Origin of the sequence: Sphingobium sp. EP60837 (genome assembly GCF_001658005.1) — a bacterium.
Classification (GTDB): domain Bacteria; phylum Pseudomonadota; class Alphaproteobacteria; order Sphingomonadales; family Sphingomonadaceae; genus Sphingobium; species Sphingobium tyrosinilyticum.
This window is the reverse complement of the sequence record NZ_CP015986.1, coordinates 1,559,953-1,577,991: the sequence shown is the minus strand read 5'-3', so window position 1 is coordinate 1,577,991 and position 18,039 is coordinate 1,559,953. Positions and strand designations below refer to the sequence as shown.

Here is an 18,039-nt window from a genome sequence, read left to right as displayed (position 1 = left end):
CGCTTTTCGGCGGCATCAGGAAAAAAGGTCCTGCTGCCGGGTTTCCCCGCTCTCCTGCGGTTTGCGGGCGGGACGGGATGAAGGGGATATAGCTTGGCTTGGCGGCTTCTCAAGGGGTGTTGGGGGTGAGCCGCCCTCTATCACTGCCCCTACCGCGCCATCGGCGAAATGGAGCGAGACGGCCCCTGCCGCGCGGGCGTCGGCGGTGGTCTTGACGAGGCGATCCCCGGCCATGACGCGCGCGAAGCCGCGCTGGAGGGGAAGGTCGGGATTGACCGAGACGAACAGGCGCGAGAGCCGGTCAAAGGCCGTGGCGCGGTCATGGAAAACGCGGGTGAGATAATCCGGGCGAAGGCGGAGGCGGTCGAGCCGTTCCTTGGCCCGGTTCAGATATTGCTGGAGGAGCGCGGGACGAAGCGCACCGCCGGCCTGCCCCAGATGCCCGCGCGCGTCGGCGAGGCGGTGGCGCAGGCAGTTGCCTAGATTGTCGGAGAGCTGGTCGAGCCGCTGCCGCTGCGGCGCGAGCAGCGTGTCTGGCGTGGGCATGAGGCGAGCCTGCATGTCGAGCCGCTCGCGCGCCTGCGCAGCGCCGCGCCGAACTGCGCGGTTCATGCGCAGACCCTGCTCGGTCAGCATCGCGATCAGATCGGCGCGGACCGGGACCGCCATTTCGGCGGCGGCGGTCGGCGTGGGCGCACGCATGTCGGCGGCATGATCGCATAGCGTGGTGTCGGTTTCATGACCGACCGCCGAGATGATCGGGATCGAACATTCGGCGACGGCGCGGACGACGGTTTCCTCGTTGAAGCTCCACAGATCCTCAATCGAGCCGCCGCCGCGCGCGACGATGACGAGGTCGGGCCGGGGGTGCGGGCCGCCGGCCTTCATGTCAGAAAAGCCGCGCACGGCGCGGGCGACCTGTTCGGCCGCCCCCTGTCCCTGCACCAGCACGGGCCAGAGCAGGACGTTGGTGGGGCAGCGATCCTCCAGGCGATGCAATATGTCGCGGATGACCGCGCCGGTGGGCGAGGTCACGACGCCGATGGTGCGCGGCATGAAGGGCAGGCGGCGTTTGCGGTCGCGGTCGAAAAGCCCCTCGGCAGCGAGCTTCTGCTTCAACTTTTCGAGCAACGCCATCAGCGCGCCTTCGCCCGCCAGTTCCATCCGCTCTATGACGATCTGATATTTGGAGCGGCCGGGGTAGGTGGTGAGCTTGCCGGTCGCGATCACCTCTACCCCATCCTGCGGGGCGAACGGCAGGCGCGCGGCTCCGCCCTTCCACATCACGCCGTCGATCACGGCATTGTCGTCCTTGAGGCAGAGATAAAGATGGCCGGAAGCCGCGCGCTTGAAGCCGGAGATTTCGCCGCGCAGGCGGACATAGCCGAAGCGGTCCTCGACCGTGCGCTTCAATATGGCCGACAATTCGCTCACCGAGAGCGGCGGCGCGTTGTCGCCCGCCCTTTCCTCCGCTAACAGGCGGCCCGACGCATCGAAACCAGCTTCATATTCCGGGGACATGGGCGAAATGAACATCCTTCTGTTGGGCAGCGGCGGCCGCGAACATGCTTTGGCCTGGAAGCTGGCGCAATCGCCAAGCCTCAAGACCCTTTATGCAGCGCCCGGCAACCCCGGCATAGCCCAGCATGCGACCTTGGTCGATCTGGATGTCACGGATCATCGCGCCGTGGTGGATTTCTGCCTGCGCCATGCGATCGGGCTGGTGGTGATCGGGCCGGAAGCGCCGCTGGTCGATGGCCTCGCCGACAATCTTCGGGTGAAGGGCTATCCGGTGTTCGGGCCCGGCAAGAAGGCGGCGCAGTTGGAAGGCTCGAAGGGCTTCACCAAGGACCTGTGCAAGCGGGCGAATATCCCGACCGCAGGATATGAGCGCGTTCACAGCAAGGATGGCGCGATCGCGGCGTTGGAAGATTTTGGCCTGCCGGTAGTGATCAAGGCCGATGGCCTGGCCGCTGGCAAGGGCGTCATCATCGCGGAAACGCGGGATGAGGCGCTGAAGGCGCTCGACACCATGTTTTCCGGTGCGTTCGGCGCAGCAGGCGAAGAAGTGGTGCTGGAAGAATTCATGCGCGGCGAGGAAGCGAGCTTTTTCGCGCTCACCGATGGCAGCGCGATCCTGCCCTTTGGCTCCGCGCAGGACCATAAGCGCGTGGGCGACGGCGACACCGGCCCCAATACCGGCGGCATGGGCGCATACAGCCCCGCGCGCGTGCTGACGCCTGAACTGGAAGCCGAAGTCATCGAAAAGATCATCCGGCCGACCGTCGATACGCTGGCGGCGGAAGGGACGCCTTATACAGGCGTTCTTTATGCGGGGCTGATGCTGACGGACGAAGGCCCGAAGCTGATCGAATATAATGCGCGCTTTGGCGACCCGGAATGCCAGGTGCTGATGTTGCGCTTCGACGGCGATCTGGTCGAACTGCTGCTCGCGGTGGCCGAGGGGCGGCTGGCGGAGCAGGGTCCGGTGCAGCTGGCCGATCGGACGGCGCTAACCGTGGTGATGGCGGCGAAGGGCTATCCGGGAACGCCGGAAAAGGGTGGCGCGATTGGCGGCATCGAGGCGGCGGAAGCGGGCGGCGCGCGAGTCTTCCACGCAGGGACGGTGGGGAAGGACGGCAAGCTGGTCGCCAATGGCGGGCGGGTGCTGAACGTGACCGCGAGCGGCAGCAGCGTCGGCGAGGCGCAGGCGGCAGCCTACCAGGCCGTGGATGCGATCGATTTCCCCAGCGGTTTCTGCCGCCGGGACATTGGCTGGCGCGAAGTGGAGCGGGAGGGGCGCTGACGCTCTTGCCGGAACAGGCGGCACTCCCCTAGATAATGGGACGAAACAGGGAGGACGGATTGATGCAGCAGTTTTTCATTGATTATGGCCTGTGGCTGCTGATCGCGCTGCTGATCCTGATCGGCGTCGTCTTCCTGCTGGCTGGCCGCAAGAAGACCGTTGATGTGGTTCAGGCCGAGCGGCCGGTGGAAGTCGAGCCGCGGGACGTCACTCCATCAGCAGCCGTCGCTGCGGCGGTTGCGGCTGAGCCGATTATGCCGGTCGCCGAGGCCGCGCCCGCGCCCGTCGCTGTGGAGCCGACCCCTCCTGCTCCCGCGTCGGCCGATGCGCGCGACGATCTGCTGAAGCTAAAGGGCGTCGGGCCCAAGCTCAACCTGCTGCTGATCGAGTTGGGCGTCACCCGCTATGCCCAGATCGCAAGCTGGACCGATGCCGATCTGGCCGCGATCGACGCGAAACTCGGCAATTTCAAGGGGCGGCCCGTGCGCGATCAGTGGATCGATCAGGCGAAATATCTCGCCGCCGGGGATCAGGCCGGGTTCGAGGCGAAGTACGGGAAGCTTTAAGAGCCTCTGACATTCGGCCACTACGCGCTTCATTCGCGCCGGGCGACGGGAAGAATCGGAGCAGGTCGCCTCTGCATCTTTGTGCACGCGAGGCCCATGGGGCCTTTCCCGCTTCCTTTCGCTCTAGCCGCGTCCCAGCAGTTCTCGGGCGCGGGGGGCGAGGCGATCGGTTGCTGCGGCATGGATGCCGGGGGCGGTGCAGAGTAGGCCGAAGGCGGTGGGCTCCGGGCGGTTGAAGGATAGAGGATCGCCGAGCGCGTCGGTGACGGTGGCCCCTGCTTCCTGCGCGATCAGCGCAGCGGCGGCCACGTCCCATTCATTGCCCCAGCGAACGGTGGCGACGATGTCGGCTTCATCGGCGGCGACCATGGCCATGCGAAGAGCGATGCTGTTCGGCTTGTGCACGGCGATGAGGTCGCGATCGTGCCGGGGGAGCTGGTCGGCAGGGACGCGCGCGCCGGGCAAGATTGCGCGGGAACCTGCTCGCAGCGTGCGGCCATTGCGGGTGGCCCCCTCCCCCGACTGGGCGAGCCAGAGTTCGTTGCGGGCGGGGGCTGCAAGGATGCCGATGCGCACCGCGCCATGTTCGACCAGCGCGACGGAGACAGCCCAGCCTGGACGGCCACGCAGATAGTCGCGGGTGCCGTCGATCGGATCAACCACCCAGACGCGGGCGAGGTCGAGCCGGTGGACCGTGTCGGCGGTTTCCTCCGACAGCCAGCCGGCGGTGGGATCGATGAGGCTGAGGCTCTGGCGCAGCATCTCGTCGATTTCGAGATCGGCTTCGCAGACGGGATGGCCGGGAACTTTTTCCCACTGGCGCACTTGCGTCTGGCCGCCCGCCCAGAGGGTGAGCGCGCGGTCTGCGGCGTCCGAAACCGCGCCTACCAGAGCGCGCAGGTCGATGTCAGCCCCCGGCAACGGTCATCCCGTCGATGCGGATGGTGGGCACGTTCATGCCATAGCGGAAGACGAGGTCGTTCGCGGGCACCAAGGCGCGGAACATGTCCTTCAGATTGCTGGCGATGGTGATTTCCGAAACAGGGCCGGTGATCGCGCCATCCTCGATCAGGAAACCGGCCGCGCCCCGGCTGTAATCGCCCGTGACCCCATTGACGCCCATGCCGATGAGTTCGGTGACGTAGATGCCGCGCTTGATGTCGGCCATCAGTTCCGTGGGCGCGGCGCTGCCCGGCTCCATATGCACGTTGGTGACGCCTGCGCCGGGCGCGCCGCTGCCGCCACGGCTGGCGTGGCCGGTGGGTTCCAGGCCAAGCTGGCGGGCGGAGGCGCTGTCCATCAGCCAACCGGTCAGCACGCCCTTGTCGATGAGGGCGCGGCGGGCGACGGGGAGCCCTTCGCCATCGAAGGGACGCGAGCGCATGCCGCGCGGGCGAAGCGGATCGTCGATGATGGTGATGGCGCTGTCGAACAGGGTTTCGCCAAGCGAATCCAGCAGGAAGCTGGAACGGCGGGCGATAGCCGGGCCGACCATGCCGCCGATCAGATGACCAAGCACGCTGGAGCCGATGCGCGGGTCGAAGAGGATGGGGAGGACGCCGCTTTCGACCTTCGCAGGATTGAGGCGCGCGACGGCGCGTTCGCCCGCGCGGGCCCCGATGGCGGCGGGGTCTTCAAGATCATCGAGATGGCGGACGCTGTGGCTGGCATGGTCGCGCTGCATGTCCGCGCCGCTGCCCGCCAGCACGCTGGCCCAGGTAGAGTGGCTGGTGCCCGCATAGGCACCCGCAAAGCCGTGGCTGGTGGCAAGGGCGACCTGGCTGCGGCCATTGGATGCGCCGCCGCCTTCGCTGTTGGTGACGCCGGAGATGGCGCGGGCGGCTTCCTCGACGACAAGGGCGCGTTCGCGCAGCAAGGCGGGTTCGGGATCGCTCGGGTCGGCTAGGTCTAGCGCGGGGAGTGTGCCGCGCAGCAGGCGGTCCTGAGGGGCGAGCCCGGCATAGGGGTCCTCCGGCGCCTCGCGCGCCATGGCGATGCAGCGATCGACGAGCGTGCCAAGGGTCGCGGGGTTCATGTCCGACGCGGCGATGCTGGCGGACCGCTGGCCGATGAAGACGCGCAGGCCGATCTCCTCGCCTTCCGAACGCTCGACATCTTCCAGCGCGCCCAGGCGCACCGCGACGGTGGTCGAGGCATTGCAGGCATAGATGGCGTCGGCAGCATCGGCCCCTGCCCTGCGCGCAGCGCTCACCAGATCCTGCGCGCGGGACTGGGCTTCTTCGAGGCTGAGCATGGGTGCGGGGCGTTCCTGCTAAGGGTGGGGATTGGGCCTTACGCGCTTGCTCCTGCGGGGGCAACCTGCGCATCGGCCCAATGTTTGAGCAGATGATAGGCGACCGCCATGGGCGGTGGGCAGTTGAAGCGCGCGCCGGGCTGAGACGCCAGAGCCGCGCGGACATCATCGGCGTCGCACCAGATCGCCTCCGCAATCTCCGTCTCGTCGAGAGTCAGCTTATCGTCGTCTGCTTGGGCCATGCAGGCGATCATCAGTGATGAGGGGAAAGGCCAAGGCTGGCTGATCACATAGCGGATGGAGCGGACGACAAGACCTGCCTCCTCCTTGACCTCGCGCGCGACCGCTTCCTCGATCGTTTCGCCGGGTTCGATGAAGCCGGCGAGGGCGGAGTAGAAGCCTTCGGGCCAGCTATGCTGACGGCCGAGCAGGACGCGGCCGTCATGTTCAGCGAGCATGATGACGACCGGATCGACGCGGGGGAAATGTTCGGCGTCGCAGGAGCCGCAACGGCGCGCCCAGCCCGCTTTTTCCGGCTTGGTTGCCGAACCGCAGACCGAGCAGAAAGGATGGCGGCCGTGCCAGTGGACGAGGCTGCGCGCGGCGCCATATAGGGCGACCTCGTCCGCGGGGACTTCGTTGGCGATGGTGCGGCTGCGTGGGCTGGGCACGAAATTCGCGCCGCTTTCCTCGGTGAGACGGGCGAAGATAGGGCGCTGACTGTCGTCGAGACCAAGGAGAAGATGGTCCTCGATCCGGGCGTCCGGCAAAATCGGTTCCATCAGCAGATGGCCATCCTGGGTGACGGGGTCGAGCCCGTCCAGAACGAGGCAGCGGGCTTCCGGCGACGCGAGGGCCTGCGCCACAAGATCGGGGTTCACGCGAATATGGTCGGCCCGGTCGAGCCGCCCCCCGGCGAAGCCAAGCTGGTCAGTGGACGTGGACATCTCTCTCCTTCATCGCTGCATCCGCCGCGCGGCGGAACAGGGTCGGCAGGCCCGCCTCGCCAATCTGCGCGAGTGGCCACCATTCGCCCTCTTCCGGCGGCATGCTGTCCTCCGCCACATGGGCGACATGAACGGTCAAGGCCAGCGAGAAATGGGTGAAGACATGGGCGACGGGCTCCGCCAGCGACGTCCAATCTGCGGCGAGCGGCGGGGTCGCGTCCGGCGCGGCGCTCCAGTCGGAAGATGGAAGCGCGCGCATGCCCCCGAGCAGGCCCTTGGCCGGGCGGCGGACCAGCCAGACACGACCGTCCGGCCGCTCTATCCACCAGCTATGCCCAAGGCGATGGGGCTTGGCCTTCTTGGCGGCCTTGACGGGAAAGGCGGCTGGATCGGCGGTGAGGAGGGCGGCGCAATCGGAGCGCAGCGGGCAAATGCCGCAAGCGGGATTGCGCGGGGTGCAGATGGTTGCGCCAAGGTCCATCATCGCCTGGGCGAAGTCACCCGCACGGGCGTCGGGCGTGATGCCGTTGGCAGCGACGCGGATGGCGGGCCGCGCGGCGGGCAGCGGAGTGTCGATGGCGAAGAGGCGGGCGACCACCCGCTCGACATTGGCATCGACCACGACCGCGCGGCGACCGAAGGCGATGGCGGCAACGGCGGCGGCTGTATAGGCCCCGACGCCGGGTAGGCTCCGCAGGCCGCCCTCTGTGTCGGGAAAGACGCCGCCATGGTCATTCGCCACCGCACGCGCGCAGGCGAGGAGGTTGCGGGCGCGGGCATAATAGCCAAGGCCCGCCCAAGCGGCCATGACGTCAGCGTCCTCTGCTGCGGCGAGCGCCTCGACCGTCGGCCAGCGCTCCGTGAATTTCGCGAAATAGGGACCAACGGCGGCGACGGTCGTCTGCTGGAGCATCACTTCGGACAGCCAGACGCGATAGGGGTCGGCGGCATTGACCCCCGGCGGGGCGCGCCAAGGCAGGCGGCGGGCATGGACGTCATAATGGGCCAGCAGATCTGCTGCGATTTTCATGAGGTTCCGCTCGACGTCCATGGCCGCCCTATGCCATTAAGCGGGCCATGACGGAACGTCCCGCGACACCCAAAATGAAAAGCCGAGCTGCCGAGGCGGCGGAGCGTCCGCGCGTGGGTGGAGCCCGGCAAATCGCCGACCTGATGCCGCAGATCGGCGCGGCGGCCTTTCGCAAGTTCGGCTTTGTTCAGTCCAGCATCGTCACCCGCTGGGCGGAGATTGTGGGATCGCATTATGCGGAGATTTCCGCCCCCGAATCGATCCGCTTCCCGGTGGGGAAGAAGGCGGGCGGCACGCTGCAGCTGACGGTGATGAGCGGCCATGCGCCGATGGTCCAGCATGTACTGCCCGACATTATCGAACGGGTGAATCGCTTCTTCGGCTATGCCGCCGTCGCCAAGGTGGCGATGAAGCAGGGCGAGGTGCGGTCAAGTGCACCCGAGCGGCGGCCACCGCCGCGGAACCTGAAGCCGGTGCCGGTGGAGCTTGGCGATTCGCTGCGCGACATTGGCGATCCGGAGCTACGGGCCGTATTGGAGTCGCTGGCGCAAGGGCTTGTAAATTCAAACGGGTTGCCGAAGATCCGTTAACAGTGAGACGGCCCGCCTTTCGGAGGCGGCTGCAGACAAATTCAACGGCCGTACAGGGGCGGCGCTTCATTGGGTTATCGCATGACGAAAATTCGATTGGCTATCCTTGCTCTGATCGCCCTCCCCGGTGCGTTGATCGCCGCGCCCGCGGTGAACTGGACCGCTCGCGTGGCGCTGTCGCCGATCGGCGGGCATGTGCTGGGCAATCCGGCCGCGCCGACCAAGCTGGTCGAATATATAAGCTACACCTGTTCGCACTGCGCCCATTTCGTGGGAGAGGCGAGCGCGCCGTTGAAGGCCGATTATGTGAAGGGCGGCAAGGTCAGCGTCGAGGTGCGCAACGCGGTGCGCGACAAATATGATCTGACGGCCGCACTGCTGGCGCGATGCGGGGGCGCAAAGCGTTTCTTCGGCAATCATGAGGCGCTGTTCGCCAATCAGGACGCCTGGATGGAGCAGTTGCAAGCCTATGATCGCGGCGCGGCCAAGCCGTCGGAACAGATCGCAGCGCTGCGCGATATCGGGCGCAATACCGGGCTTTACACGCTGATGGGCAAGCGCGGCTTTACGCCGGCGCAGCTAGACGCCTGCATCGCCGATCCCGCGTCGATGAAGCAGATATTGGCCATGACCGACGAGGCGTGGAACAAGGTGAAAATCGGCGGCACGCCGGGCTTCACCATCAACGGCGCGCTGGCAAGCGGATCAAGCTGGGCGTCGTTGCGCGACGCATTGCCCAAGGCCGCTCGCTGAACTAAACCCTTGATCCTGACGCCCGACCAACGGAGCCTTGCCGAAGTGAAAGCCTTTACCGGACTTGCCCTGATCGCCCTGTCGCTAAGCCTTTCCGCTTGTGGAAAGAAGGATGCGGAAAATTCCGTCGCGGGTGAACCCGTCGCCGCTGTCGCCGCGCCTGCCGGGACCAATTGGTCCACCACGGTCACCGAGACGCCCGAGGGCAGCTTTGTGATGGGCAATCCGCAGGCCAAGGTGAAGCTGGTCGAATATGCGTCCTACACCTGCAGCCATTGCCGCGACTTCGCGGCCGAAGCTTCGGAGGAAATCCGCAAGATCGTCGATAGCGGCAAGATGAGCTACGAGCTGCGCAACTTCGTGCGCGATCCGATCGACATTTCGACCGCCCTGCTCGCCCGGTGCGGCGGCAAGGATGTCTTCTATCCGATCAGCGACCAGTTTTTCGCCAACCAGAATACGATGTTCGAAAAGGCGCAGAGCCTGGGTGACGCCAAATATCAGCAGCTGATGAGCGCGCCCCCCGCGCAGCGTTTCGGCAATCTGGCCGAGGCGGTGGGGCTGGTCGATTTCGCCAAGCAGCGCGGCATAGCCGAGGATCAGGCCAAACAGTGCCTGGCAGACACGGCCGCAGCCGAAAAGCTGGCGAAGGGCGTCGAGGCGGCGAACAGCCAGTATCAGATCGAAGGCACGCCGACCTTCATCCTGAACAATGTGAAGATCGACAATGTCGCCAACTGGGCGTCGTTGCAGCCCAAGCTCAAGGAAGCAGGTATCTGATTGGCCAAGGGGGGGCTGACATTCTGGAGCCAGCTTCCCGCTGAAGGCGGGGTGGCGGAACGCTGCCCCGGCGTCGTCTCGCGGGGCTTTGGCCCATGCAGATAAAACGTCTCAAACTGTCTGGCTTCAAGAGCTTCGTCGATCAGACGGAGTTGCGGATCGAGCCGGGGCTGACCGGCATCGTCGGGCCCAATGGCTGCGGCAAGTCGAACCTGTTGGAAGCCATCCGATGGGTGATGGGCGAGTCCAGCGCCAAGTCGATGCGCGGCGGGGGCATGGACGACGTGATCTTCGCGGGCACATCGACGCGGCCGCAGCGGGACTTTGCCGAAGTGTCGCTGCTGACCGTGCAGGAGCAGGGTGAGCTGTTCAACGCGGTCGAGGTCGGCGCGGACGGCGAGCTGGAGGTCACGCGCCGGATCGAGCGCGGGGCGGGCAGCGCCTATCGCGCGAACGGTCGCGATGTGCGGGCGAAGGACATCTCGTTGATCTTCGCCGACGCCGCGACCGGCCCGCACAGCCCGGCACTGGTGAGCCAGGGCCGGATCGCCGCCGTCATCGCCGCGCGGCCGCAGGAACGGCGTGCGATGCTGGAGGAAGCGGCGGGCATTTCCGGGCTTCATGTACGGCGCAAGGATGCCGAACAGAAGCTGCGCGCCGCCGAGGCCAATCTGGTGCGGCTGGACGAAATACTCACCGATATGGAAGCGCGGGCGAGCAGCCTGCGGCGGCAGGCCAAGGCGGCCGAGCGCTATATCAAGCTGTCCGAGCAGATAAGGGTGGCCGAGGGCCGCGTGATCTTCGCCCGCTGGCGCGAGGCGGCGGCGAGCGCGGACGCGGCGCGCAAGGAAGCCGCGGAAGCGGAGAGCGCCGTCAGCGGCGCGCAGGAGGCGCAGGCCGCGGCGGCCGTCCATGCCAATGCGGCGGTGGACGCGCTTGCTGCACGGCGGGCGGCAGCGCAGGCGGCGCGGGACGAGGAGAATGAGGCGGGACACAGGCTCGCGGCTCTGCGGACCGAGCGGGATGGCGTGGTGCGGCGGCTGCATGATCTGGCGCAGCAGGCCGAGCGGCTGGAGGAGGACCGGGCCCGTGAGGGGACGCTGGCCAATGATGCTGCCGAGGCGATTGCGCGGCTAGACGACGAGATTGCGGCGCTGAAAGGACGGATCGCCGAAACGGAGGCAATGCGGCCGGACTTTGCCGGGCGGATCGCGCGGGCCGAGGATGCGGCGCGCGATGCCGAGCTGGAACTGGCCAAGGCGATGGCGCGGCAAGCGGGCGAGCAAGCCGAGTTGCGCGTGGCCGAGGCGGCGCTGATGGCGGCACGGAGCCGGCTCGAGCGGGCGGAGCGCGAAGTGGCGCGGCTGGAGGGCGAAGCTGGCGCTTTGCCGGATGCCGAGCCGCTGGAGGCGAAGCGGTCGGAAGCGCTGGCGGCGCAGGCGCAGGCGGGCGCGGATCGGGATGCGGCAGAGGCCGCCATTCGTTACGCGGAGTCGGCGCGGCAGGCGGCGGCTGACGAGCGGGCCCTGGCGGAGGCGGCGCTGGCTTCGGCCCGCGCCGGGCTGGCGGCGCTGGATAGCGAGGCGGCGGCGCTCAAGCGGGCGGTGGAAGGCGGCTCCGGGCGGGAGCGGGCGCTCGACCAGCTGAAGGCGGCACCGGGCTATGAAAGGGCGCTGGCGGCAGCGCTGGGGGATGATCTGGAAGCGCCGATCGGGGTGCAGGGCACCCGGCGCTGGGGTGGCGCGGCGGCGCTGAAGAGCGACCCCGCCTTGCCCGAGGGGTGCGCGGCGCTGGCGGCCTTCGTGACCGCGCCTGCGGAACTGGCGCGGCGGCTGGCGCAGGTTGCGGTGGTCGAAACGGATGAGGGGCAGGCGCTCGCCGTGGGACAGCGACTGGTGACGACGGATGGGCAGTTGCGGCGCTGGGACGGCTATGCCGCGGCGGAAGGCGGCGCGGCGGCGGCGGAGCGGCTGATCCGGCTCAACCGGCTGGAGGCGATTGCGGCGGCACGGCCGGCTGCGGAGGCGGAGGTCGAAGCCGCGCGCGCGGCGCAGGATGGTGCGGCTGGGCGCGAGCGCGTGGCGGCGACGGCCTTGGCGGAGGCCCGGACGGAGCTAGGCGGAGCGGACCAGCAGCTGCGCACCGCTTTGCGCGCGGCGGATGAGGCCGCGACGGCGCTGGAGCGGCTTTCCGGGCGGCGCGAAGCGATCGAGGAACGGATTGCGGAGGCGCGAGCCGACCTGGAAGGCGCGCGGGGCGAGCATGACAAGGCGCAGGCCGCGCACGCCGCCGTGCCCGATGGCGCGGAGACGCGGGCGCTGGTCGCTTCGCTTTCCCAGGCGAGCGAGAAGGCGCGGCTGGCGGTCAGCCAATCGCAGGCGGATCAGGCGCTCGCTGACCGCGCCTTGGCGAGCGACCGTGAACGGATGGCGGCTGCCGACGCGGAGGCCAAGGGCTGGCGCGCGCGGGCTGGCGAGGCGGCCAAGCGGATCGCGGCCATGGTCGAACGCGGCGAGGCGATTGCGGCGGAACGGGCCCAACTGGCGGAGCAGCCGAACAGGCTGGCGGGGGCGATCACGGCCTTGTCCGAGCAGAGCGCTGGGTTGGCCGAGGCGGCTGAAGCGGCGCGGAAGGCCGAGAGCGAGGCTGAGGCCGCCTTGCGGGTTGCCGAGGGGCGGGCGAGCGAGGCCGGAGAGATGCTGGCGCAGGCGCGGGAGCGCCGCGCGACCGCTGCGGCGCGGGCCGAGGCGGCGGACGAGAAGCGGGTCGAGACCAACCGGCTGTCGGGCGAGCGATTTGAATGCCCACCCCCCGTGCTGCCCGAAAAATTGGGTTTCGCGAGTGCGGAGATCCGAATCGCGCAGAGCGAGCAGGCTGAACATGACCGGCTTGCCGCCGAGCGGGAGCGGATCGGGCCGGTCAATCTGGTCGCGGCGCAGGAACTGGAAGAGCTGGAAACGACGCAGGCGACCAGCCGCGCGGAGAGCGAGGAGTTGACCCAAGCGATCAATCGGCTGCGCGGGTCGATCGGCAGCCTCAATCGCGAAGGGCGGCAGCGCCTGCTCGCGGCGTTCGAGGCAGTGGATGGGCATTTCCGGCGGCTGTTCACGACATTGTTCAACGGCGGGCAGGCACATCTGGAACTGATCGACAGCGACGATCCGCTGGAGGCTGGGCTGGAGATCATGGCGCAGCCGCCGGGGAAGAAGCTGGCGGCGCTGACGCTGCTGTCGGGCGGGGAGCAGGCGCTGACGGCGGTGGCGCTGATCTTCGGGCTGTTCCTGACCAATCCCGCGCCGATCTGCGTGCTGGACGAAGTGGACGCGCCGCTGGATGACGCCAATGTCGAGCGATTCTGTGATCTGCTGGACGTGATGGTCGGGCAGACGGATACGCGATACCTGATCGTCAGCCATAATGCGGTGACGATGGCGCGGATGCACCGCCTGTTCGGCGTGACGATGGTGGAGCGCGGGGTGAGCCGGCTGGTGTCGGTCAATCTGGGCGGGGCGGAGGCTTTGCTGGCGGCTGAGTAAGCGGCTTCCGTTCGCTTCGAGCCTTATCGGGAAGCCTTGCGCAACAGCTTCTCGACTTCGCTCGAAGCGAACGGGGCTTAGCAACGCGGAAATCGGAGGTGGGGTTAGCGCACTGCCTTCATCCGACGGAACAGGCCCTTAGCGGTCATCGGTTCCAGCATTTCGGCGGGGCCTTCCGGGTCCAGCACTTCATTGTCCGCCAGCCATGCCTGCACATCGTTGAGGTTGGGCGTAACATAGGGGCGCAGGGTGCGGCCGGGCTTGTCGCGCAGTTCCTCTATGCCGGCGATAAGGCCGCGTTCGGCGATGACGGCGGCCACGCGTTCGAGCGGCAGGTCGAGATGTTCGGCGATGAGGTCGTCACGAATCTTGCGGATCTGGTCTTCATGGCCGCTGTTTGCGGGCAGGCTGGTGTCGATCGTGACATCGCATTCGGTGTCGAGCCGCATCGAACGATTGTTCATGTTGGAAGAACCGACGCGGATCGCGCGGTCATCGACAATCAATATCTTGGCGTGGACATAAATGGGTTCGCCGCGGACGGTGAAGGGGTGATAGACGCGCAGCTTGCCATAAGTGTCGCGCGCCCGAAGGGCTTCGACCAGGCGGGCCCGGGCGGTGTCCATCGCCTGCTGTTCGAGCCAGCCATCGGCCTGTTCGGGGTTGATGATGACGATGTCCGGGCCGTCGGGACCGCCCAGCCGCGCCGCAATGGCCTCGGCTATGCGGCGGGAGGCGAAATATTGGCTTTCGGCGTAGATGCAGCGCTTCGCTGAGGCGATCTGGTTGATGTAGAGCCGTTCGATCTCGATAAGCGGGTTCTGATCGTCCATGTCGGGCGCGGAGCGGGAGATGGCGATATCGACTTGTTCGAACTCCACCGGCAGCGCGTCCGGCCAGCAATCATGTTCGCCCAGGATCGGTTCCAAATCGCCGCCGCCCGCCCCCTTCCAACGGGCACGGGCATGGTGGCCGAGCGCCATCGCCACATCCCCCTGCAGCGCGGTCGTGGCGTCATGCCAAGGACCATAGGGCGAGCCGTCCGGATGATAGCGGCCGGGATCGCCATCGCGATGATGACGCGTATCCCATCGGTCGCTCGTCATGTCGATACCGCCGCAAAAAGCGAAGCAATCGTCGATTACCACGATCTTCTGATGGTGCGAGGCGGCGGGCGGGTGGTGGCTGTCGAGCTTCACATGGATGCGCTTATGCGCCATCCATTTGACCGTCGTGAACAGGTTAGACGGCTGCACCATCGACTTCATGGCGCCGATGTCCCAGCGCAGCAGGAAGATTTCGAGCTCCGGCTTCTGCTCCACCAGCCAGCTGATGAAATCGCCGATGATGACAGGGGCGCCGTCCTTTGCCTCATCCTCCCGGATCAGACTGATGGCGGCGTCGAAATCCCAGCCGATCAACATGATGCGCTGTTTCGCCTTGAGCATCGCGGCGCGGGCGTGGCGGAAATAGCAGTCGGCATCGATGATGACGCTGGCCTTGGCGGCGCGGGCAATGCGCCAGCAATCTTCGCCCTCTTGCGGACCGCTCATGCGCTGCCCACCACAAGGCAGCCGAGGAACATCAGCAGCCCGGCGAAGCGGTTGGAGCGGAACTTCGTGAGCGGATCGATGCCATCCTCCTTGAGTGTCGCGACTTGCCAGAAGAGGTGGGCCGCCATGGGCAACAGCGCGGCGAGCGCCAGCAGTTGGGGACGGACCTGCCAGATCGCCGCGGCCCAGAGCGACAGGGCAATCAGGTAACAGATTGTGACGCCCGCGCGGACATGCCGACCCATCGACAAGGCGCTCGAGCCGATACCGATCAATGCATCATCCTCCCGATCCTGCAGTGCATAGATGGTATCATAACCGACGACCCAGAAGATGGTGCCGCCGTATAGCAGCAGGCCAGGCGCTGTGAGCGCGCCCATGACTTCGCTCCAGCCGACCAGTGCGGCCCACGAAAATACCAAGCCAAGCCAGACCTGCGGCCAGCCGGTGATCCGCTTCATGAAGGGGTATGCTGCGACAAGGGCGAGGCTGCCGAGCGACACGAGCTGCGCATAGGGGCGAAGCTGGAGCAGGACGATGAGCCCGACGAGGCACAGCATGATCAGCCAGGCCCAGGCAGTCCTTACCGACATCGCGCCACTGGCGAGCGGGCGGGCGGCGGTGCGCGCGACTTTCCGGTCGAGATCGCGATCGACAATGTCGTTGAAGACGCAGCCCGCGCCGCGCATCGCGATGCTGCCGAGGAGGAGCCAGAGGACGAGCGGCCATCGATCCCCTGCTCCTCCCGCCAATACGACCGCCCAGGCGCCGGGCCAGAACAGAAGCCACCAGCCGATCGGGCGGTCGAAACGGGCGAGCAGCGCGAGGGCGCGGGGCGTTCCGGGCAAGCGGGATAGCAGGCCGCGCGCCTGGCTGTCCGGGACTATGGTGTCGCTCAAGATACATCTCCGTTCGCCCTGAGCTTGTCGAAGGGCTCCCTTTGCTCTTTAGGGGAGAGAGAGGCTTCGACAGGCTCAGCCCGAACGGATGGATGGATTCTTCGATGACCGCAACCCCCGCATGGCCACCGCAGAGCGCGCCCCGCCTGCATGTTGAGACGCAGCTGGACGAAGGCGTCGCCGTGCCGGTGGATGGCAACCCCGCCCATTATCTGATCAGCGTCATGCGGGTGAAGCCGGACGATATCGTGCTGCTGTTCGACGGGCGGTCCGGCGAATGGGCGGCGCGGGTAAGGGACGTGCGCAAACGCGACCTGGTGCTGGAATGTGTGAGCCAGACGAAGCCGCTGGAGGATGTGCCTGATTTCTGGCTGTGCTGCGCCCCGGTCAAGAAGGCGCGGATCGATCTGATCGCGGAAAAGGCATGCGAGTTGGGGGTGGCGAAGCTGCAGCCGGTGCTGACCCGGCGGGCGGTGGTGGACAAGCTCAACCTCGACCGGCTGCACGCCCATCTGGTCGAGGCGGCGGAGCAATGCGGGCGCACCGCGCTGCCGGAGCTTGGCGGGATGGTGAAGCTGGACGCGCTGCTGCGGGAGTGGCCGGAGGAGCGCTGGCTATTCTTTGCCGATGAGACGGGCGGCGAACCGCTGGTCGAGACGTTGCGGGCGCATCAAGGGCCTGCGGCATTCCTGATCGGCCCGGAGGGCGGCTTTGATCCGGCGGAACGGGAAGCGATCCGGGCTGTGGCGAAGGCGGTGCCGGTTTCGCTGGGGCCGCGCATATTGCGGGCAGAGACAGCGGCGATCGCCGCGACCTCTGCCTGGATGACGCTGAATGGCGACTGGCAATAGTTTCAAACCGAAATGGGATTGCAGCGCCCTGCGGTGCAACCTATTTGTGCCCCGCGCGCTCTGATTGACGCGCCGGGGGGACAGGCTAAGGCGGGGCATGAGTACCAGAACCGATTCAGGTGGAATTGATCCCGTCATCGAGACCCGCGAGCAGTTGATCGCGGCCTTCTCGAAGGGCGCCAAGCCCAAGGAACGCTGGCGCATCGGCACCGAGCATGAGAAGTTCGTCTATGCGAAGGCGGATCATCATGCGCCCTCCTATGACGAGCAGGGCGGCATCCACACGCTGCTGATCGGCCTGACCCGCTATGGCTGGAGCCCGGTGTTCGAGGGTGAGAATATCATCGCCCTGTCCGGCAGGGATGGCACCGTCAGCCTGGAGCCCGCGGGGCAGCTGGAACTGTCAGGCGCGCCGCTGGAGACTCTTCACCAGACCTGCATGGAGACCGAGCGGCATCTGGAACAGGTCAAATATGTCGGCGACATGCTGGGGCTGGGCTTTTTGAGCCTGGGCATGTGGCCCGACAAGCGGCGTGACGAGCTGCCGATCATGCCCAAGGGCCGTTACGACATCATGCTGCGCCACATGCCGCGCGTGGGGTCGATGGGCCTGGACATGATGCTGCGCACCTGCACCATCCAGACCAACCTCGACTATGGTAGCGAGGCGGACATGGTGCAGAAGTTCCGCGTATCGCTGGCGCTGCAACCGCTGGCGACCGCGCTGTTCGCCAATTCGCCCTTCACCGAGGGCAAGCCCAACGGCATGCTGTCTTATCGCAGCCATATCTGGTCGGACACCGATCCGCATCGCACCGGCATGCTGCCTTTCGTGTTCGAGGATGGCTTCGGTTATGAGCGTTATGCGGACTATGCGCTCGATGTGCCGATGTATTTCGTTTACAGAAACGGCCGCTACATCGACGCTGCGGGCTTGAGTTTCCGGGACTTTCTGGATGGCAATCTATCGGTCCTGCCGGGCGAGAAGCCGACCGAGAAGGATTGGGAGGACCATCTGTCCACCGCCTTCCCCGAGGTGCGGCTGAAGAGTTTCCTGGAGATGCGCGGGGCTGACGGGGGTCCGGCGGACCGGATCACGGCGCTCCCGGCTTTCTGGGTCGGGCTGCTTTATGATCAGGGTGCGCTGGATGCGGCGTGGGACCTGGTGAAGGACTGGACCATGGACGAGCGGCAGACGCTGCGCGATGCTGCTCCCAAGCTTGCGCTGGACGCGCCGGTGCCGGGCGGGCGGAAGCTGCGCGATATTGCCGGGGAAGTGCTGGATATCAGCCGCAGCGGGCTGAAGGCGCGGGCACAGCTGAATGGCGCTGGCGACAATGAGACCGGCTATCTGGCGCCGCTGGACGAGATCGCCGCAACGGGGCGCACCCATGCCGAGCTTCTGCTCGACCGCTATCATGGCGAATGGAAAGGCGACCTTTCGCGGGTCTATGCCGAGGAAAGCTATTAGCCT

General features: G+C 66.9%; 15 protein-coding genes. 8 read left to right on the top strand and 7 right to left on the bottom strand.

All coding sequences use genetic code 11. The annotated features are described in order from the left end of the window. Window positions 1-15 precede the first annotated feature (15 nt). Entirely contained in the window at window positions 16-1,521 is a 1,506-nt protein-coding gene (gene xseA / locus EP837_RS07695; protein ID WP_066526079.1) for an exodeoxyribonuclease VII large subunit, read from the bottom strand. A 7-nt stretch (window positions 1,522-1,528) separates the two neighbouring features. Here xseA and purD point away from each other — a divergent pair, with 7 nt between their 5' ends. Continuing rightward, on the top strand, window positions 1,529-2,806 hold the full coding sequence (gene purD / locus EP837_RS07690; protein ID WP_066528957.1) for a phosphoribosylamine--glycine ligase: 1,278 nt from the start codon (window positions 1,529-1,531) through the stop codon (window positions 2,804-2,806). Window positions 2,807-2,868: 62 nt separating this feature from the next. Further along, on the top strand, window positions 2,869-3,372 hold the full coding sequence (locus EP837_RS07685; RefSeq protein WP_066526077.1) for a hypothetical protein: 504 nt from the start codon (window positions 2,869-2,871) through the stop codon (window positions 3,370-3,372). A gap of 123 nt (window positions 3,373-3,495) precedes the next feature. On the opposite strand, the gene EP837_RS07680 is transcribed toward EP837_RS07685, so the two are convergent. The 4 genes from EP837_RS07680 to EP837_RS07665 are packed head-to-tail and all read right to left on the bottom strand — an operon-like array spanning window position 3,496 to window position 7,624. After that, window positions 3,496-4,293, bottom strand: coding sequence for an inositol monophosphatase family protein (locus tag EP837_RS07680; RefSeq protein ID WP_066526075.1), 798 nt, complete (start codon window positions 4,291-4,293; stop codon window positions 3,496-3,498). After that, window positions 4,280-5,626, bottom strand: coding sequence for a TldD/PmbA family protein (locus EP837_RS07675; RefSeq protein WP_066526072.1), 1,347 nt, complete (start codon window positions 5,624-5,626; stop codon window positions 4,280-4,282). Before EP837_RS07675 ends, EP837_RS07680 begins: the two co-directional genes overlap by 14 nt. A gap of 38 nt (window positions 5,627-5,664) precedes the next feature. Next, window positions 5,665-6,573, bottom strand: coding sequence for an NAD(+) diphosphatase (gene nudC / locus EP837_RS07670; RefSeq protein WP_066526071.1), 909 nt, complete (start codon window positions 6,571-6,573; stop codon window positions 5,665-5,667). Continuing rightward, window positions 6,557-7,624, bottom strand: coding sequence for an A/G-specific adenine glycosylase (locus tag EP837_RS07665; RefSeq protein ID WP_066526069.1), 1,068 nt, complete (start codon window positions 7,622-7,624; stop codon window positions 6,557-6,559). Before EP837_RS07665 ends, nudC begins: the two co-directional genes overlap by 17 nt. 26 nt (window positions 7,625-7,650) lie before the next feature. Here EP837_RS07665 and EP837_RS07660 point away from each other — a divergent pair, with 26 nt between their 5' ends. The 4 genes from EP837_RS07660 (at window position 7,651) to smc (ending at window position 13,262) form a co-directional block, all read left to right on the top strand. After that, window positions 7,651-8,193, top strand: coding sequence for a DUF721 domain-containing protein (locus tag EP837_RS07660; protein WP_066526067.1), 543 nt, complete (start codon window positions 7,651-7,653; stop codon window positions 8,191-8,193). Between the two features lie 81 nt (window positions 8,194-8,274). Continuing rightward, window positions 8,275-8,946, top strand: coding sequence for a thioredoxin domain-containing protein (locus EP837_RS07655; RefSeq protein WP_066526061.1), 672 nt, complete (start codon window positions 8,275-8,277; stop codon window positions 8,944-8,946). A 45-nt stretch (window positions 8,947-8,991) separates the two neighbouring features. Then, window positions 8,992-9,726 carry a thioredoxin domain-containing protein gene (locus EP837_RS07650; protein ID WP_066528955.1) on the top strand — a complete coding sequence of 245 codons (735 nt, stop codon included), beginning with the start codon at window positions 8,992-8,994 and terminating at the stop codon, window positions 9,724-9,726. A gap of 95 nt (window positions 9,727-9,821) precedes the next feature. Beyond that, window positions 9,822-13,262: a chromosome segregation protein SMC gene (smc, locus tag EP837_RS07645; protein ID WP_066526059.1), complete on the top strand. Its 3,441-nt coding sequence runs from the start codon at window positions 9,822-9,824 to the stop codon at window positions 13,260-13,262. Window positions 13,263-13,366: 104 nt separating this feature from the next. Here smc and EP837_RS07640 read toward each other — a convergent pair whose 3' ends face one another. Both EP837_RS07640 and ubiA read right to left on the bottom strand, forming a co-directional pair. Continuing rightward, window positions 13,367-14,815 (bottom strand): phospholipase D-like domain-containing protein, encoded by a 1,449-nt coding sequence (locus EP837_RS07640; RefSeq protein ID WP_066526058.1) that lies wholly within the window; start codon window positions 14,813-14,815, stop codon window positions 13,367-13,369. Then, window positions 14,812-15,714 (bottom strand): 4-hydroxybenzoate octaprenyltransferase, encoded by a 903-nt coding sequence (gene ubiA / locus EP837_RS07635; protein ID WP_066526051.1) that lies wholly within the window; start codon window positions 15,712-15,714, stop codon window positions 14,812-14,814. Before ubiA ends, EP837_RS07640 begins: the two co-directional genes overlap by 4 nt. Before the next feature lie 104 nt (window positions 15,715-15,818). On the opposite strand from ubiA, the gene EP837_RS07630 reads away from it, so the two are divergent. Together EP837_RS07630 and EP837_RS07625 are read left to right on the top strand one after the other, a co-directional pair. Next, complete coding sequence (locus tag EP837_RS07630; protein ID WP_066528954.1) at window positions 15,819-16,565, top strand: 16S rRNA (uracil(1498)-N(3))-methyltransferase; 747 nt, start codon at window positions 15,819-15,821, stop codon at window positions 16,563-16,565. A 97-nt stretch (window positions 16,566-16,662) separates the two neighbouring features. Then, window positions 16,663-18,036 carry a glutamate--cysteine ligase gene (locus EP837_RS07625; RefSeq protein ID WP_066526049.1) on the top strand — a complete coding sequence of 458 codons (1,374 nt, stop codon included), beginning with the start codon at window positions 16,663-16,665 and terminating at the stop codon, window positions 18,034-18,036. Window positions 18,037-18,039: the final 3 nt, after the last annotated feature.

Coding starts and splice junctions, on each gene's coding strand:
- xseA (WP_066526079.1), bottom strand. CDS start 1,521: ATGTCCCCGGAATATGAAGCTGGTTTCGATGCGTCGGGCCGCCTGTTA.
- purD (WP_066528957.1), top strand. CDS start 1,529: ATGAACATCCTTCTGTTGGGCAGCGGCGGCCGCGAACATGCTTTGGCC.
- EP837_RS07685 (WP_066526077.1), top strand. CDS start 2,869: ATGCAGCAGTTTTTCATTGATTATGGCCTGTGGCTGCTGATCGCGCTG.
- EP837_RS07675 (WP_066526072.1), bottom strand. CDS start 5,626: ATGCTCAGCCTCGAAGAAGCCCAGTCCCGCGCGCAGGATCTGGTGAGC.
- nudC (WP_066526071.1), bottom strand. CDS start 6,573: ATGTCCACGTCCACTGACCAGCTTGGCTTCGCCGGGGGGCGGCTCGAC.
- EP837_RS07665 (WP_066526069.1), bottom strand. CDS start 7,624: ATGGACGTCGAGCGGAACCTCATGAAAATCGCAGCAGATCTGCTGGCC.
- EP837_RS07660 (WP_066526067.1), top strand. CDS start 7,651: ATGACGGAACGTCCCGCGACACCCAAAATGAAAAGCCGAGCTGCCGAG.
- EP837_RS07655 (WP_066526061.1), top strand. CDS start 8,275: ATGACGAAAATTCGATTGGCTATCCTTGCTCTGATCGCCCTCCCCGGT.
- smc (WP_066526059.1), top strand. CDS start 9,822: ATGCAGATAAAACGTCTCAAACTGTCTGGCTTCAAGAGCTTCGTCGAT.
- EP837_RS07640 (WP_066526058.1), bottom strand. CDS start 14,815: ATGAGCGGTCCGCAAGAGGGCGAAGATTGCTGGCGCATTGCCCGCGCC.
- EP837_RS07630 (WP_066528954.1), top strand. CDS start 15,819: ATGACCGCAACCCCCGCATGGCCACCGCAGAGCGCGCCCCGCCTGCAT.
- EP837_RS07625 (WP_066526049.1), top strand. CDS start 16,663: ATGAGTACCAGAACCGATTCAGGTGGAATTGATCCCGTCATCGAGACC.